This window comes from Allocellulophaga tsushimaensis (assembly GCF_055383085.1).
Genome location: NZ_AP039451.1, coordinates 3,055,894 through 3,073,176, shown reverse-complemented (window position 1 = coordinate 3,073,176; position 17,283 = coordinate 3,055,894). Strand labels below are relative to the sequence as shown.

At 31.8% G+C, this 17,283-nt stretch carries 14 protein-coding genes; 2 read left to right on the top strand and 12 right to left on the bottom strand.

Annotated elements, in window-relative coordinates:
- Positions 1 to 13: 13 nt before the first annotated feature.
- From ACZ451_RS13380 to ACZ451_RS13360, 5 genes are all read right to left on the bottom strand, one after another.
- The gene (locus ACZ451_RS13380) at positions 14 to 922 is read right to left on the bottom strand and encodes a hypothetical protein (protein WP_464213229.1); all 909 of its coding nucleotides are present in this window, start codon (positions 920 to 922) and stop codon (positions 14 to 16) included.
- A gap of 775 nt (positions 923 to 1,697) precedes the next feature.
- Complete coding sequence (locus ACZ451_RS13375; protein WP_464213227.1) at positions 1,698 to 3,026, bottom strand: hypothetical protein; 1,329 nt, start codon at positions 3,024 to 3,026, stop codon at positions 1,698 to 1,700.
- 11 nt (positions 3,027 to 3,037) lie between these two features.
- Positions 3,038 to 4,729 carry an energy-dependent translational throttle protein EttA gene (gene ettA / locus ACZ451_RS13370; RefSeq protein ID WP_464213225.1) on the bottom strand — a complete coding sequence of 564 codons (1,692 nt, stop codon included), beginning with the start codon at positions 4,727 to 4,729 and terminating at the stop codon, positions 3,038 to 3,040.
- Positions 4,730 to 4,784: 55 nt separating this feature from the next.
- The gene (locus ACZ451_RS13365; protein ID WP_464213223.1) at positions 4,785 to 4,967 is read right to left on the bottom strand and encodes a CAL67264 family membrane protein; all 183 of its coding nucleotides are present in this window, start codon (positions 4,965 to 4,967) and stop codon (positions 4,785 to 4,787) included.
- A 158-nt stretch (positions 4,968 to 5,125) separates the two neighbouring features.
- Positions 5,126 to 6,109: a Gfo/Idh/MocA family protein gene (locus tag ACZ451_RS13360; protein WP_464213221.1), complete on the bottom strand. Its 984-nt coding sequence runs from the start codon at positions 6,107 to 6,109 to the stop codon at positions 5,126 to 5,128.
- 80 nt (positions 6,110 to 6,189) lie between these two features.
- Between ACZ451_RS13360 and ACZ451_RS13355 the strand changes: the two genes are divergently transcribed.
- Positions 6,190 to 7,818 (top strand): acyl-CoA carboxylase subunit beta, encoded by a 1,629-nt coding sequence (locus ACZ451_RS13355; protein WP_464213219.1) that lies wholly within the window; start codon positions 6,190 to 6,192, stop codon positions 7,816 to 7,818.
- A gap of 182 nt (positions 7,819 to 8,000) precedes the next feature.
- Positions 8,001 to 9,278: an MFS transporter gene (locus ACZ451_RS13350; RefSeq protein ID WP_464216928.1), complete on the top strand. Its 1,278-nt coding sequence runs from the start codon at positions 8,001 to 8,003 to the stop codon at positions 9,276 to 9,278.
- 58 nt (positions 9,279 to 9,336) lie between these two features.
- On the opposite strand, the gene ACZ451_RS13345 is transcribed toward ACZ451_RS13350, so the two are convergent.
- The 7 genes from ACZ451_RS13345 to ACZ451_RS13315 form a co-directional block, all read right to left on the bottom strand.
- Positions 9,337 to 9,735, bottom strand: a complete 399-nt coding sequence (locus tag ACZ451_RS13345; RefSeq protein WP_464213217.1) for a carboxypeptidase-like regulatory domain-containing protein — start codon at positions 9,733 to 9,735, stop codon at positions 9,337 to 9,339.
- On the bottom strand, positions 9,725 to 11,881 hold the full coding sequence (locus ACZ451_RS13340) for a vWA domain-containing protein (protein WP_464213215.1): 2,157 nt from the start codon (positions 11,879 to 11,881) through the stop codon (positions 9,725 to 9,727). The genes ACZ451_RS13345 and ACZ451_RS13340 overlap by 11 nt, the downstream gene beginning before the upstream one ends.
- A 1-nt stretch (position 11,882) precedes the next feature.
- On the bottom strand, positions 11,883 to 12,539 hold the full coding sequence (locus ACZ451_RS13335) for a carboxypeptidase-like regulatory domain-containing protein (protein ID WP_464213213.1): 657 nt from the start codon (positions 12,537 to 12,539) through the stop codon (positions 11,883 to 11,885).
- Between the two features lie 179 nt (positions 12,540 to 12,718).
- Positions 12,719 to 14,065 (bottom strand): M24 family metallopeptidase, encoded by a 1,347-nt coding sequence (locus ACZ451_RS13330; protein WP_464213211.1) that lies wholly within the window; start codon positions 14,063 to 14,065, stop codon positions 12,719 to 12,721.
- Positions 14,066 to 14,108: 43 nt separating this feature from the next.
- Positions 14,109 to 15,176 carry an AMP-binding protein gene (locus ACZ451_RS13325; RefSeq protein ID WP_464213209.1) on the bottom strand — a complete coding sequence of 356 codons (1,068 nt, stop codon included), beginning with the start codon at positions 15,174 to 15,176 and terminating at the stop codon, positions 14,109 to 14,111.
- Positions 15,161 to 16,123, bottom strand: coding sequence for a lysostaphin resistance A-like protein (locus ACZ451_RS13320; protein WP_464213207.1), 963 nt, complete (start codon positions 16,121 to 16,123; stop codon positions 15,161 to 15,163). The genes ACZ451_RS13325 and ACZ451_RS13320 overlap by 16 nt, the downstream gene beginning before the upstream one ends.
- The gene (locus tag ACZ451_RS13315; protein ID WP_464213205.1) at positions 16,114 to 17,166 is read right to left on the bottom strand and encodes an o-succinylbenzoate synthase; all 1,053 of its coding nucleotides are present in this window, start codon (positions 17,164 to 17,166) and stop codon (positions 16,114 to 16,116) included. Before ACZ451_RS13315 ends, ACZ451_RS13320 begins: the two co-directional genes overlap by 10 nt.
- Between the last annotated feature and the right edge of the window lie 117 nt (positions 17,167 to 17,283).

Genomic DNA, 17,283 nt, shown 5'->3' with positions numbered 1-17,283 from the left:
CGTGAATAGATTTTTAATTGCAATCTATTGTCAACACTTTTTTTCTTAATACACCATCATCTTCAGATTGTGCCCAAAATTCTATTGAAAATTTGTAAGATCTTAATCTTCTACTTGAATAATAAGGTCTAAAAGATTTGTTAGCCTTATTAAAAATAGTTGATTGGTGAGGGCCAATAGCTCCTGTCCTCTTTTTGTTCCTCCAAACATTTCCAGAACCATTAGTTTTTAAAAACATTTTCCAGCTACTTGTCCCATCTAAACCTAATTCTTCTTCTATCTTACTTTGTAAAGAATTTAAAAATCCTGCTTTTTGGTATACAACTTTTGCATGAATTTTATTAGATAAACTTCTGAAGTCAATATTCCAAGATAACTTTCTTTTACTGCAATATCTACGCCTAGATGATGTATTTTCATCCTCTTTTCCATCTAAAATATCTAAGACATTATCATCAGTACTGAAAACTTTTAAGTTTTTGCTTGTACTTTCAGAAAAAGATTTACTATAATCATTATTATTAATAACAAAAACTTTTTCTTCTAGCGCATCTAATTTTAAGGTATTTCCACCAATTGAAATTTCAGAATTTAAATTTATAATTGATGCTAATAAATCATCATAAATACCTAATTCTTCCAATTCATTCTGTGATAATTGTGACTTCATAGATCGGAATTCAATACTATTTGTCCATGATGCTAGTTCTTCAGCCGATTTCTGACCTAAATAATCTATCGCTAAATCATAATCAGATGTTGTGGGAAAATAAAGCATTTCATTTTTTACACTAACATTAAACTCTGGATTAGAATTAGCAATTAAAATTTGGTTTTTTTCTTCGAGAATCGATTCACTTTTTTGACATCCTAATATTAAAATCATTAATAAGGATAATCCGGATAAACATTTTTTTTTCATTTTATATATATTATAAGGTTAATAATAATTTTATACAGAGTATTATTTATATTAAAATTCAATTTTGGTTTAACATTGAAAATCATGCTTAAATAATTAATTTGTTCATTAACATTAGATTATTAATTTTAAGTAGTCACTGTACATACTCAAAAAACAAAAAACTTAAGTAGAAATTTTAGTTAAAACAATTGATGAATATTTATCATTATTGTATAAAATATACATCAAATATAGAATAAAATAATAATTTATAAAAATTTATTCTATATTTAATATTATTTTTTAATAAAATTTAATTATTGTTAAGTAAGTGTAGGTAAAGTAATTTTGGATAGTATTTACTCTAAAGGTTTAATATAGTACCTCATAAGTCAAAATTGATCATAAAATAGTAAGAAAAGTGTTTCGTATAGATTTTAAAATGAAAGAAGGTTTTTTTATAGTTTAATTGTGTTAATTAGTTTTTGATCTTAATATTATGATATTCAAAATAGGTTTAATTGATATGTTGTAAAGGAATTACTTCATATTACCATATAAGAACAATTTTTAATTGATCCTTGGTGTCTTTAATAATTAATGTTAATACGAGAGAAACACAAATATCCTTATCGTTATATAAGGTATCTTAATGTAAGTGATGTTGCAAAATTTAAACGTATCGTTAATAAAGAGAATGCAAATATTGAAGTAGTTCAGTTAGACTGGTATCCTAATGAGAGGTATTAATTAATTATTTATTTATTTATAATACTACCATTTTAAATTAAATTTAAAATGGTAGTAAAAATGTTCCATTAGTTGATTTCCATACTCTTTCCCTTGACTTACTTGTAAGATAAAATGGTTTTCCAATCCCTAGTGTTTTCGCTATAAATTCATTATAATTTTCAAAATCAATATAATTCTCAGATGCAGCTTGTAATAATTCATATTGAACATTACCAATCTTATCTTTTAATATAGCGTTCTCAAAAATTTCAGAAGGAATTTTTGGTATTGTAATCTGAGTTTGATCATCACTAGTCATTAAAAATGTGGTAAGTGCTAGACCTGAAGTATTTCTTAAATAAAAACGAACAGTCTCAAAATTATTTAATCCTGTATAATTTATAGTTTGATTTTCAAATGTATAATTAATACTTTCTTGCGGTAAAATCAATTTATTAGGAATAGTATCCACGCCTTCTATTTCATAATTAGCGTGTTGAATTTTATATTTAATATTTGTAAAAATATCAGCATAAGAATAGTATGTACCAAAGAAATCTAGGCGAATATTATTTGAGTATAATAGGTGACCTACATCAGCTTCATACTTTTTAACAGTTTCATAACCTCTTATTTCCATAAATGCTAATTCATAAGGATTATCAATCTCTATAGAGCCATGTTTAACATTCACATCTAAAAGTGTTGAAGTATTAATACTTTCCAAATTTTTTAAATCATTATTATCAATAAAATTATATTTGTAATCATAAGGATTTTCAGAATTTATATAACTTATAAAACTTTTATTTAAGCCAAGTTCGTTAAAGTGATTAGATGAAAAATGCCCTCGAAATTTATTTTCTTGATTTGCTATTATAGAATATCCATTTCCTGAAGCTCTTAAAGACCATCTAGAGTCTAAATTAATTATGGGTTTTTCTAAAATGTTAGTGGTTGCTCCTAATCCTTTTGGAGTTAACTTAATTATATTTCTTAATAAGTTTAAATTTATTTTTTTGTATAACTTTTGAAATAGTATCTCATCTTCAAAATTTGTGATAATAGCTATGCTAAACAATGCTTCATTGTCAAATTCATTTTCTGAAAAAATTTGTAACGTTTCAGACGAACCTGATTTATGAGTTGCATAACCTATCATTGAATCAGAATCATCGTAAAGCACAAAATGAATTTTATCGATATTTGGTCTTACATACCCTTCTGGAACTTCTATAGATAATATTAAATTGTCATCTACTTCATTTGAGATTACTTCTTCTTCCGTATTTTCAAGGTCAATAATCTTAGATTCATCACCATCCCTATTACAAGATAAAAATGTAAATATTAAAGTTATAATTATTAAAATATGTTTGTTATAAATCATATGAATATTATTTATCTGATCAACTTCTTATACTTGATACGTTTCGGGATGAGATCACCTCCTAAACGTTTCTTCTTATTCTCTTCATAATCAGAGAAAGACCCTTCAAAGAAATACACTTGAGAATCGCCTTCAAAAGCTAAGATATGGGTACAAATCCGATCCAAGAACCAACGGTCGTGACTAATCACTACAGCACAACCTGCAAAATTTTCTAAACCTTCTTCCAAAGCACGTAAGGTATTTACATCCAAATCATTAGTAGGCTCATCTAAAAGCAAAACATTACCCTCTTCTTTTAGGGTCATGGCTAAATGGAGTCGGTTACGCTCTCCCCCAGATAACATACTTACTTTTTTATTTTGCTCGCTTCCAGAAAAATTGAATCGACTTAAATAAGCTCTGGAATTCACCTGTTTTCCACCCATCATCACCAACTCTTGCTCATCACTAAAATTCTGCCATATAGATTTTTCCGGATCTATATTAGAGTGACTCTGATCTACATAAGCAATCTTAGCCGTGTCACCCACTTCAAACTCACCTTTATCTGGAGTTTCCTCTCCCATAATCATTCTAAAAATAGTAGTCTTACCCGCCCCATTAGGACCAATAACACCTACTATCCCCGCCTGCGGAAGTTTAAAATTTAAATCTTCGTATAATAATTTATCACCATAAGCTTTACTAACGCCATTACCTTCAATTACATTAGTTCCCAAACGTGGACCATTAGGGATATAAATCTCTAATTTTTCGTCTAGCTGCTTTTGGTCTTGACTCATTAATTTGTCATAATTCTTTAGACGCGCTTTCTGTTTGGTTTGACGACCTTTAGCCCCTTGACGTACCCATTCTAACTCTCGTTCTAATGTTTTTTGACGCTTAGATGCTGTTTTACTCTCCTCTGCCATTCGCTTAGATTTCTGATCTAACCAACTAGAATAGTTACCTTTCCATGGGATACCCTCTCCTCTATCCAATTCTAAAATCCAACCTGCTACATTATCTAAAAAGTACCTATCATGCGTTACGGCTATTACGGTTCCTTTATATTGTGCTAAATGATGCTCTAACCAATGTACCGATTCTGCATCTAAATGGTTGGTTGGCTCATCTAATAATAATATCTCTGGTTCTTGAAGTAGCAAACGGCATAAAGCAACACGTCTTTTTTCTCCACCAGATAATACACCTATTTTCTTATCAGAATCTGGAGTTCTTAACGCATCCATAGCAATTTCTAACTTAGTATCTAATTCCCAAGCATTGCTGGCATCAATCTTATCTTGAAGTTCTGCTTGCTTATCCATAAGTTTCTGCATTTTATCAGCATCACTATAGACTTCTTCCAAGCCAAACATATCATTAATCTTATTGTATTCGTCTAAAACAGCAACCGTTTCTGCTACACCTTCTTTTACAATTTCGAGCACTGTTTTTTCTGGATCTAATTGCGGTTCTTGTTCTAAATACCCTACATTATAACCTGGCGAGAAAACAACATCACCTTGAAAATTCTTATCTACTCCTGCAATAATTTTTAATAAGGTAGACTTACCAGAGCCATTAAGTCCTAAAATTCCAATTTTAGCACCATAGAAAAAGCTTAAATAAATATTTTTGAGTACTGGCGTGTTTGCTGTTTTAAAGGTTTTTGTAACCCCAGACATTGAGAAAATTACTTTCTTATCGTCAGACATATGCTAAGAATATTAAATATTATATTTTGTATTTAGTGACTATGACTTGCGTATTTTAAACCCTTCCTTTTAATGCATTAAAAACCCAAGCAATGGCAAAGAAACCCACTCCTACTGCAGAAAAACCCCATGCTGCAACATGGTTATATCTTATGATACCAAGTGCTATTAATGAAATACCTACTACTATCATTATAAATGTTGCCCATGCAAGCACCGTATTTTTATTCATTCCCATATAGTATATTTTTTTAGATTAGTTGGCTAAGAATATATTTTTAAAACTTTTAACCTTTGATTATGAAATCATTAGAGTGTGCGCTAAAAATAAAACATATTCTTTTTGGCTATTTATATTGCAATATAGGGGATTTACAAGAATCTAAAAAGCAAAATCTACTCTTCAAACGGAAAAATCACTCCTGCTTTAGCTCTAACCAGATCTAATAAGTAGATTAAATCTATGCTATTTTGATGATTCCATAAGTCACTTTGCTTTTTATTTGTGCGCAAACAGGCATGCACTTCTTCAATTTCATGGGTATATCCTTTCCCTAATTTTAGATGTGTTATTTCTTTTTTCTCCTCTCCAATTAATATAGAAAACCCTTCTGTTTCATGCCATCTAGGATGGATTATAATAGTACCTTTTTCTCCAGATATTTCTGCTCTCATTTCAGAATTTGAGTTTAAACCACTATATAAAATGGCTTGCGCATTAGGGTAATCAAAAATCATGGAAGTTTGAACTTCAACACCTGTTTTATACATTTTTGATGTTGCCGTAATAACATCTGTTTTTCCTAAAAGTAAATATGAAAGAAATATAGGATATATGCCGATATCTAAAATAGACCCCCCTGCCAAATTAGGATTTAAAAGTCTACTTTCTTCTGCTCTATCCAGAGCAGGAAAAGCAAAATCTGCTTGTATATGTTTAATTTCCCCTATGAGTCCCTCATCAATTACAGCCTTTATTTTTTGTATGGCTGGGTTAAACCTTGTCCATAAGGCTTCCATTAAAAAAACATTGTTTTTTTGAGCAGCAGTTATCATTTTTTGTACTTCTGCACTATTAACCCCCATAGGTTTTTCGCATAGCACATGCTTCCCTGCTTCCATAGCCTGTATGGCAATAGCCGCATGATGTGTATGAGGAGTAGCAATATAAATAACATCAACATCATTACAGTGAAATAATTCTTCATAGCTGCCAAATGCATATGCTGTATGATATTCTTTAGAAAAATGTGCTGCTTTTTCTGTGTTTCTAGACGCTACTGCAACCAATTGAGCATCAGAAACTAATTGTAAATCTTTTGCAAATTTATGTGCTATACTTCCTAAGCCTAGTATTCCCCAACTAATTTTTTGTTTCATCTATAATGCAAATTATTTATTTTCTCAAAGTTAATACATATTACTCCTTATCTTTATGCTGGAAATACAAAACGATTAAAATGGATCTAAACTTCAATAAAAACGAAGATCATAATAAGTTACTCCTATCAGATTTAAAAAAGAGATTAAAAACTGTTAAACTAGGGGGTGGAAAAGCAAGAATTGAAAAGCAACACGCTCAAGGAAAAATGACCGCTAGAGAAAGAATTGATTTTCTCCTAGACAACAATAAGGATGCTATAGAAATTGGTGCTTTTGTGGGTGATAATATGTATGAAGAGCATGGCGGGTGCCCTTCTGGAGGTGTTATTATAAAAATAGGCTACGTACAAGGCAAGCAATGTATTGTTGTTGCTAATGATGCTACTGTAAAAGCTGGTGCCTGGTTCCCTATTACTGGAAAAAAGAACCTAAGAGCACAAGAAATTGCAATGGAAAATAAATTACCTATTATCTATCTCGTAGATAGTGCTGGTGTATACTTACCGATGCAAGATGAAATTTTTCCTGATAAAGAACATTTTGGGCGTATTTTTAGAAATAATGCGATAATGAGCAGTATGGGCATTACACAAATAGCTTCTGTTATGGGCAGTTGTGTTGCCGGTGGTGCCTATTTACCTATAATGAGTGATGAAGCGCTGATTGTAGATAAAACAGGAAGTATTTTTTTAGCGGGAAGTTATCTGGTAAAGGCAGCTATTGGCGAAACTATAGATAATGAAACCCTTGGTGGAGCAACTACTCATTGCGAAATTAGTGGGGTTACTGATTATAAAGCTAAAGACGATACCGATGCTTTAAATACCATTAAAAATATCATAGGAAAAATAGGGGATTATGATAAAGCAGGTTATAACCGAGTTACCGCAAAAAAACCAAAAGAAAACCCCGATGATATTTTCGGAATCCTTCCAAAATCAAGAGCAGATCAATATGATATGCTCGAAATTATAAAGCGTTTGGTAGACGATTCTAAGTTTGATCAGTATAAGAAAGACTACGGAAAATCTATCTTAACAGGTTATGCTCGCATCGATGGTTGGGCCGTTGGTATAGTGGCGAACCAACGTAAATTGATAAAAAATGCTAAAGGAGAAATGCAATTTGGAGGCGTTATCTACTCCGATTCTGCAGATAAAGCTACCCGATTTATAGCCAACTGTAACCAAAAGAAAATTCCATTGGTGTTCTTACAAGATGTTACCGGTTTTATGGTAGGAAGTAAAAGTGAGCATGGCGGAATCATAAAAGATGGTGCAAAAATGGTGAATGCCGTTAGTAATTCTGTAGTGCCAAAATTTACTATTGTTATAGGGAATAGCTATGGTGCAGGAAATTATGCTATGTGCGGTAAAGCATATGACCCAAGGTTAATTGTAGCTTGGCCCAGTGCTGAACTTGCGGTAATGAGTGGAAATTCTGCCGCAAAAGTGCTTTTACAAATAGAAAAAGCATCATTAAAAAAGAAAGGAGAAAAAATTACTCCAGAAAAAGAAGCAGCTCTTTTTGATAAAATAAAAAGTAGGTATGACAATCAGGTTTCGCCATACTATGCAGCAGCTAGACTATGGACTGATGCGGTTATTAATCCTTTAGACACTAGAAAATGGATATCTATGGGAATTGATGCTGCAAACCATGCACCTATAGAAAAACCGTTTAATTTAGGAGTGATACAGGTGTAATTGGCTCTTGGCTCTTGGCTCTTGGCTCTTGGCTCTTGGCTCTTGGCTCTTGGCTCTTGGCTCTTGGCTCTTGGCTCTTGGCTCTTGGCTCTTGGCTCTTAAAAATTATATTTTTACACCATATAAACAAAATAAACTTTATAAACTAGCAGAGCGAATAAACTCATAAACTCTTAAAAATTATCGAAACAAAGAAAAAACAAAACTGGCCTTATTTAGTTCTACTCATTTTAGCAGGAGAGGCAGTTTTTATATTGCCGTTTGTATTAAAACGTGTTTTTAGGTCTACTGTATTAGATGTTTTTGAAGTCACAAATCTAGAATTAGGGTCGCTAAATGCTGTTTATGGTATTGTGGCTTTCGTCTCTTATTTACTTGGTGGGCCTATTGCCGATAAATATGCGCCTAGAAAATTAATTGCTGTTGCTTTATGGGCTACTGCTTTAGGTGGCTTACTTCTGGCAAGTTACCCTTCGCTAAACACCTTACGAATACTATACGGTTATTGGGGTTTTACTACTATTTTCTTGTTTTGGGCACCTATGATAAAAGCCACAAGAGTTTGGGGAGGAGAAACATCACAAGGAAAGGCTTTTGGCTTTTTAGATGGCGGCAGGGGATTAGTTGGTGCATTGTTTGGCGCTTTAGGTGTTTTTATTTTCTCATTATTTATAGTAGGTAAGATTGAAGATGCTATTTTATTAGATAGAAAAGAAGCTTTTAAATATGTGATTTTAATTTCATCAGGAATTGTTACGCTTATTGGTCTTTTAGTTTGGTTTTTTATGAAATCTCCTGTAGAAAATGAAAAAGAAATTCTAGTAGAAAAAATTTCAGTTTCTCAGATTATCACCGTTCTAAAAATACCCGCTGTTGGGTTGTTAATGATCATTATTCTATGTGCTTATGTAGGCTATAAAACTACAGATATCTTTTCGCAATATGCTAAAGAAATCATGTTATTTGATGAAGTGAAAGCTGCACAAATAGGAACCTTTTTATTATTTATACGACCCGTTATCGGAATTACAATTGGCTTTTTAGCTGATAGATCTAAAACAACACTATGGCTTATGATTAGTTTTATCATTAGTATTTTGGGTGCACTATTATTTGCTTCTGGTATCATAATTCCTTCTACAAGCACTTTATTTTTTATGGGCATATTAGTAACAGCTACTGGAATATATGCTGCTAGAGCTTTGTATTTTGCCACTATGCAAGAAGGTCATATTCCGCTTGTACTTACTGGTACTGCTGTAGGTATGATGTCTTTAATTGGTTTTACTCCAGATATTTTTGCAGATTTATTAAGTGGTTATTTATTAGATCATTCACCTGGCAAAACGGGACATCAACATGTGTTTATGATGCTCGCTGTTTTTTCTTGTATTGGACTAATTGCTTCATTTATTTTTTATCGTTTGCAGCAAAAAAAATACATAAAAAAGACCTATTAGGTTTTAAAATAAATACCTGTCAGGTTTTTAAAACCTGACTGATTCACAAATTAATATATTAATTATTTTTATGGATTGCAAAAAGAATAGGTGCTTCTATAGGTTGCATAAAAGGTAAAACACAAACCCCATTATTAGGGTTGTATCCCAATACTACTACTTCTTTTAATTTTATAAAGCGTCTTTTTAAAAATATATTAATGGTATCTATTTCTGATATTATTATTTTTTCCTTTTTACAATCCATTCCTTCAAAAACTAATGTATCTCCTTTTGAACCTTTTATGGTAAACGATCCTAAAAAATTAGTTTTTGTTCCTTTTTTAGTATTCAGATTTCTAATAACAATACTAGGTAAAGGACCCATTTCATCAGAAACAAATCCTTTAATTTCATTGTTTTGCCCTAATATTGTTAGACTATAGCATAGTAACAAGAAAGTTATTTTACTTACCATAATCCCCTTTACCAATTTGGTTTTTCGATGCTTTTACCAGTCGTATAAACTCCGCTCTATATCCTTGTTGATCATCCCCTCTACCCGCTTCTGCAAGTGCTAGTACATTAGCTACATTTGTAGCATTTGTGTATTGAGATTTACGCAATTGCATGCCAAATAAAGCTACAGATGCAGCAAATTTAAAATCTGAAGACATTTTAGTCTCTTCCGTTTTTAATACCTCTACTAATTCAATACTCTTTTCTCCATCCGGTTTTTTATAACGGAATTTTACCGTAAGCCACTCATCTGTATACTTTGAATATACTTTAGACTCTGTATATTTTAAGTCTGTCATATCTTTTACATAATCACTTTTCACTCCTACAGGTACTACTTCATACAATGCCGTAACGGTATGGCCACTTCCTAATTCGCCCGCATCTTTAGTATCATCCACAAAATCTTCATCGGCAAGTAATCTATTTTCATACCCAACAAGTCGATAAGCTTGTACTTTATTAGGATTAAATTCTACTTGAATTTTTACATCTTTAGCTATCGTATATAAAGTTCCTCCAAACTCTTTTCCAAAAACTTTTTGCGCTTCCTGCATGGTATCTATATAGGCATGATTTCCGTTTCCTTTATCGGCTAAGGTCTCTAATTTAGAATCTTGATAGTTCCCCATTCCAAAGCCTAATGCTGATAAGAATACACCCGATTTTCTTTTTTCAGTGATCAATTCTTCCATGGCCATATTGCTTGATGCCCCTACATTAAAATCACCATCGGTAGCAAGAATAACTCTATTATTTCCATTCTTTTTAAAGTTTTTAATGGCTAATTTATAAGCCAATTCTATTCCTGCTCCACCAGCAGTAGAACCTCCCGATTCTAATTGATCTAATGCCGCTATAATTTTCTCTTTTTGTTCCCCACTTGTAGGTTCTAAAACAACACCAGCTGCACCAGCATATACTACAATGGCTACTTTATCTTTTTTACGCAATTGGTTTACTAATAATTTAAAAACGGACTTTAATAATGGTAATTTATTATGACTACTCATGGAACCAGATACATCTATTAAAAAAGTAAGATTAGATGCAGGTAATTCTTCATTGGTATATTCTTTTCCTTGTAAACCTATTCTAACTAATTTGGTATCCGTATTCCACGGTGTTCCTGCTATTTCTGTATTGATAGAAAAAGGATGTGCTGTTGGTTGCGGATAGGAATAATCAAAATAATTAACCATTTCCTCAACTTTTACAGCACTAATTGGTACTCGTTGCCCATTATTAATCATTCTCCTCACATTACTATAACCAGCCTTATCAACATCGATAGAAAAAGTAGATAACGGATTTAATGTGGTTTTCTCAAAAGTATTTTCGGTTATCTTAGCGTAATTCTCATCATTTTCTAATTGATAATTACCTCTTTTAGTCGTAATTACTACGCATCCTCCTTGAGCAATTTCTCCAAATAATTTGGTTGCTTTTTCTGGTTTATGAACCTTCATCTTTTTAATTTGATTGGGATTCATCTGAGTTAAAACAGCATTATTATATTTAGGCATCGGGGTACCATCAATAATATACAAAGGCTCTTTATCTGTTTCGGTTGAATTTACACCTCTAATTTTTATTTTAGTGGTACTTCCTGAAGTTCCATTAGCACTAGTAACTTTCACTCCCGTAATTTGTCCTTGTAAAGTATTTGCTAAAGATTGTTGATACGCTTTTCTTTTTTCTTTTCTGGTTGGACCTCTAGAAACGTAATCTTTTGAACTGACTCTTGAAACAGCACCTGTTAGATAGCTTCTTTTTTGGACTCCATAGCCAACAACAACAACTTCATCTAATGCTTGTGAATCTGCTTCCATCTGAACATTTATGACTACACTATCATCTACCTCTATTTCTTTAGTGATATACCCAAGATAACTAAAGGTTAAAAAATCTCCTTTTGATGCTTTTATTGAATATTTTCCGTCAAAATCTGTAGCATCACCTATTGATGTTCCTTTAATTAAAACTGTAACTCCTGGTAATGGAGCATTCATCTCATCAGTTACTACTCCATAAATACTTTTTACTTGTGTATTTCCCACTATGCTACATAGCGCTATAAATACAAATACAATTAAATTTTTCATTTTATTGGTTATTAGAAGTTAGAAAATAGTTTAAAGCTGAGGGATCATTAGAAACTTTTATGGTTTCTATATCAGATGGGTTTATGGTATTTAAAGCCGAAAGAGACCTACGAACTCCATCTATAATTACAATAGTATTATCATCACCGCGCATCGTTATTCTAGGCGTTTGATTAGGATAACCTACTGTATTAGAGATTCTAACACTAGGTACTTGAGATTGTATAGCGTTATAGACATCTTGTTGGGTTACAAAGTTGTTATTCTGAATCTCGTAGACTTTGAAAGGATATTCTTTTTTATAATTAAAGTAACAACAACACGATAAAACAACATCTTCAAATTGCTGATCTTCTCTTAATTCAATTTTTAAGTTCGAGAAACCTTTAATTTCAATTTCTTCTGTTATAAAACCCAAATAAGAAAACTGAAGTATATCTCCCATGGCAGCCACAATTTCAAATACACCATCAAAGTCAGTTACTGTATTATTTTTAGTTCCTTTAATAATAACCTTTCCTCCAGGCAGTGGTTCATTATTACTATCTAATAAAACTCCTTTTATAGGCTTCGCTTTAATAGTATCCTTTTGTTGAGTTTCCTGTGCACTTCCCAAAAATGCAATACATAATGCAATTCCTAAAATTATATTTCTCATCTTTCGCTGGTTTTTAAATTCTAGGTAAACCTACACAAGATGTATACTATATAAAATGAAGAATGAGTAAAGTGGACTTTTGGATGAGGGAAAGTTACTTCTTTAAAATCACTAAGGCCTTAAAGCGGTTAGTATTACTATCTTATAATTAAAGCTCAAAAAAATAATAGCTATTCTAATTAGTTTCCTTGATGCTGCTGAACTCTTGGTATTACTAAGAGTTCTGTTTGCCTTCCATTAACATATCTAAATCCGTTTTCGCCATAAAACCCAGCCTCTTCTAACATAATACGGATATCTCTTTTCCACTCAGGTATTGTAATTGTAGTATTTAATTCAATAGCATAAACGGTATTGGGGTTTAAAGGATAATTGTCGCCATCATCTTTCATTACTCCCCCTTGAGAATCCCACATACCAATGGTAGTACCTGCAGAATGACCATAAAAACCTAGCGGATGTGTGTAAATAGATGGTCTTAATCCTGCAGCTTTAGCTTGTTGTAAAGATTTAGATAAAATCTCATTACCCGTTCTACCTGCAATCATATTTTTGGTTAGGAAGTCTTGTACGCTATTACCCTCTTTTAAACCATCAATTAAAAATTGAGGTGCGGTTTTCTCACCAGATTTTAAAACATATGCCAACTCTTGGCAATCTGTGTTTAAGCGCAAATAGGTAATCCCAAAATCACAGTGTAATAAATCTCCTGGTAAAATCACCGTATCATCTGGTCTACCAGAAAAGGAATATAAATGACCAACAAGCTGTTTGCTTGTGCGTTGCACATCTACTGTGGGATGAAACCAAGTTTCTAAACCCAAATCCGTAACTTTTTGACGCATCCACCACTCCACTTCGGTTGTTGTGGTAATTCCTGGCGTTACTACTTTTTCTGAAAATGCTTCAGCAATAATATCATGAGTTACACTTACTAACTGATTGTAGATCATCATTTCTTTATGTGTTCGTGTTTCAATCCAACGAACCGCTAATTGCTCTGCCGAAGTAACTTTTGAATGGTGTTTTTTAGGCAGATTAGCCATAAATTCATCATAATCTGTTTTATCTAAACCGTCGGCTATATTATGGTCTTTAGAAAAGTTTAATCCAATTTTATTAGGTTTTCGTTCTTCAATCAATTCCATTAATCTTTTCCATTGATCTGGTTCTTTTTCCTTATCCCAAGCAGATTTTATACTTTTCCCAACATCATAACGCGCAACTGCTAATTTTTCAAGAGTATTCTTTACTTTATTTCTATAAAAAAGCAGTATGGTTCTTCTTCTTGCATTTAGCCATGTAGCGGGTAACATTGTTTTTAATACAGGATCCTCATTATATTCTCTTGAAATTACAATCCACATATCAATATTACTTTTATCCATTAACGCTGGAAGTAAATTTGTGAAGCGATCTTCTAAGATTTCATCTACTAGCCTAGCGCGTTGTTTTTCTGGAAGAATTTGTTGTGCACTAAGTAAGGTTGTACATAAGATAAATATATAAAGAATGTATTTTTTCATAATCGGTTGTATTCAATTATGAAAATACAAAAATGTAATGTATTTATTCCTTCTTTATGGCAAGTTCTAAGGTTTTGATGCGTTGTATTTTTCCGTTCTGTGTAGTTATAAACTTTGGAAGTTGAATAATTTCTTTAGGAATTTCAAATTTTTTAAGATTCGTTTCCTTTTTCAGCTGCGCTAGCAACCCTTTCGTTTTTGTATTGCCTTCAACAATTAAAACTAATTTTTGACCAAGATTTTTATCTGGAAAACCCACCACAAAAAAACGATTCGAAATAATTTTTGAAACTATACCTTCTATACGTTCTGGATTTAGTTTTATTCCACCAGAATTTATAATCATATCATAACGTCCTAACCATTCAAATGCTGTTTCAGAAATTAAATGAACCACATCATTGGTAATCACAGGTTCCTCAGTTATCTGTGGAGCCGTAATGATAAGGCAATTTCTATGATCTATTGAAAATGATACCTCAGGTAAAGCTTTAAAGGTATTTTGTGTAGTCTGAATATTTTTTACAGCGACGTGAGTAATCGTTTCCGTCATCCCATAGGTCTCATAAACTGAAGTAATTTTATTTTGAACTTTATTTTTCAATGCTTTAGCCATTGGTGCTCCACCAACAATTAGGGTTTTAACTTGTTCTATTTTAGCAAATGAATTTTGAACCTGTAATGGAATCATTGCACAAAAATCATAGATTTTAGAAGTTTCTGTTAAAGGATTTAAGTTAGGTGCAACAGCATCTAATTGCAAACCTAAAACCATAGCTCTAACAAGCATCATTTTGCCAGCTATAAAGTCTACAGGTAAACATAATAATGCAGTATTAGTCGCTTTTAAGTTAAAAAAAGTACCAGTAGCAATGGCCGAATTTATCATGTGTCCTTTTTTTAACACTATAGTCTTTGGTTTCCCTGTAGAACCAGAAGTTTTCACTTTTAGATCTTCGGAATCATTTAACCATTCTAAAAGAAAACTGCCTATTACTCTTTTATAAGACTCTTGGCTCTTACTATAGTTTTGAGCTTCTAAAAAAAGGGTCTTTTCATTATACAAAGAACCATTAAAAGCAAAGCTAGGATGAATTATTTGGCTGCCCACTCGTTTATTTCTTCATTTACAACTGACTCCCTAGGCAATACCTTTCCAAATAACCGTTCTTTCCAATTTTTCCATCTGTATATTTTAGAAAAAATGAAAAGTAAAATAGGATAAATCACTAAAACAGGAATTAAAACATCCCAACCCAACACTGGATCAGAAATATCACGATATATAGAATCCGTTTGAAAAGCGGTCCAATCTGCCGTAACTAAAAGGGCAGTAATTAAATTATTAGCGGCATGAAAACCTAAAGCTAATTCCATACCTTCATCCATTAGCGTTAAAATCCCCAAGAAAAAACCTGTACCGATGTAATAAACCATAATACCATAACCCAGTTTTTCTACTTCTGGATTAAAAATATGCAAGCCTCCAAAAATAACTGAGGTTAGTACTAAAGGCAACCATCTATTTTTAGCTAATATTCCAATACCTTGCATTAAATATCCTCTAAAAAAATATTCTTCAAAACTAGTTTGTAAAGGAATAAATATTACAACTATAAAAAAGAGCGTTAAAAATGGTTCTAACTTAAAATTACAAACATAATTATCTGGTGCTATATAGATGTCTATACCTGTCATTATCATAGAAATAACTGCCCATAAAATAAAAGCAAAAGCTATTCTCTCTTTATCTATTTTTTTTCTTGAAGTAGTTAATTCTGTAAAAGATTGCTTATGTAAAAGCTTAGAAGTTACATAAATAGCTAATAGGCCTATTGCAAATGATAACAACATTAAAAAGAAAAATAAGTTAGACCCCAAAGCTTTTGAAATAGCAGAAATATCACTCAGTAGATTACCATTTTCAAAGAATTCCATAAACATTGCCACCCCAATAGGAATTGAACCTATAACTTGCCAACCTATAATAATGATTATAAAACCTAATAAGTACCTCCAATTATCATACAAACTCTTATATGCTTGTTCTATATACATAATTCTTTAATTAAATTTTCTTTCCAATTTTCATTTTTATCGTAATATAAATTTCCATTTGCTACTGTAAGCGGGCTGTCTATATTATTTGTATATAAACCACCAGTTCCAAGACCTTGAGGCATGCTATTATTTAACTGATATGTCCATTGTGCAATGGCATTAAGTCCTATATTGCTCTCTAAAGCACTAGTAATCCACCATTTTATCCCTAATTTATTAGCTATTGTTATCCATTCTTTACTTCCATTGTAACCACCAACAAAACTAGGTTTTAAAATAATATATTGTGGCTGAATGGTTTTTAATAGCTGTTGCTTTTTCTCAAACTCAAACACTCCTATTAATTCTTCATCTAATGCTATAGGTAGTGGTGTTTCTGCACACAAAATACGCATTTCTTCTATATTCCCTTGTTTTATAGGTTGTTCTATAGAATGTAAATTATATTCGGAGAGTCTTTTTAATTTTTCAAAAGCCTCGTCTATTCCAAAAGCTCCATTGGCATCTACACGCAATTCTATTTGTTCTGCTTTGTATTTTTTTCGAATAACGGATAGTAATTTCAACTCGGTTTTAAAATCTATAGCACCAATTTTCATCTTAATGCATTTAAAACCTTCTTCTAATTTTTGTTGAATTTGATCTAACATAAAACTTTCGTCTCCCATCCAAATTAGACCATTAATTACAATTGGACTTTTGCTTTTAGTAAATTGAGAAGGGAAAAGTGCAAAGGGTGTTTCTGATGCTATGGATAAAAAAGCTTGTTCTACACCAAATTGTAGGCTAGGGTATGTCAATAATTTTTCACATAATTTTCCTCGACCTAAATGAATATTTTCACAAGTCCATTTTAATTTTTCTTCATAATTAGGAACATCATCTATACTTAAGCCTCTTAATAAACCACATTCTCCTATTCCTATTTTATCATTGTGTTCTATAATAATAAACCAGGTTTCTTTTTGACGCAGTATTCCTCTAGAAGTTCCACTTGGTCTTTTAAAGTCTAAAATGTATTTTTTGTAATATGCTTTCATTTTTTAAAAGCATTTTTTAATAGAAATTGCATGTCTTAATGGTAATAAATGTAACTATTTACCGCTTTTAAATTTTTCTTTCGCTACATCATGATCAATTTTAACATATCTAAAAGT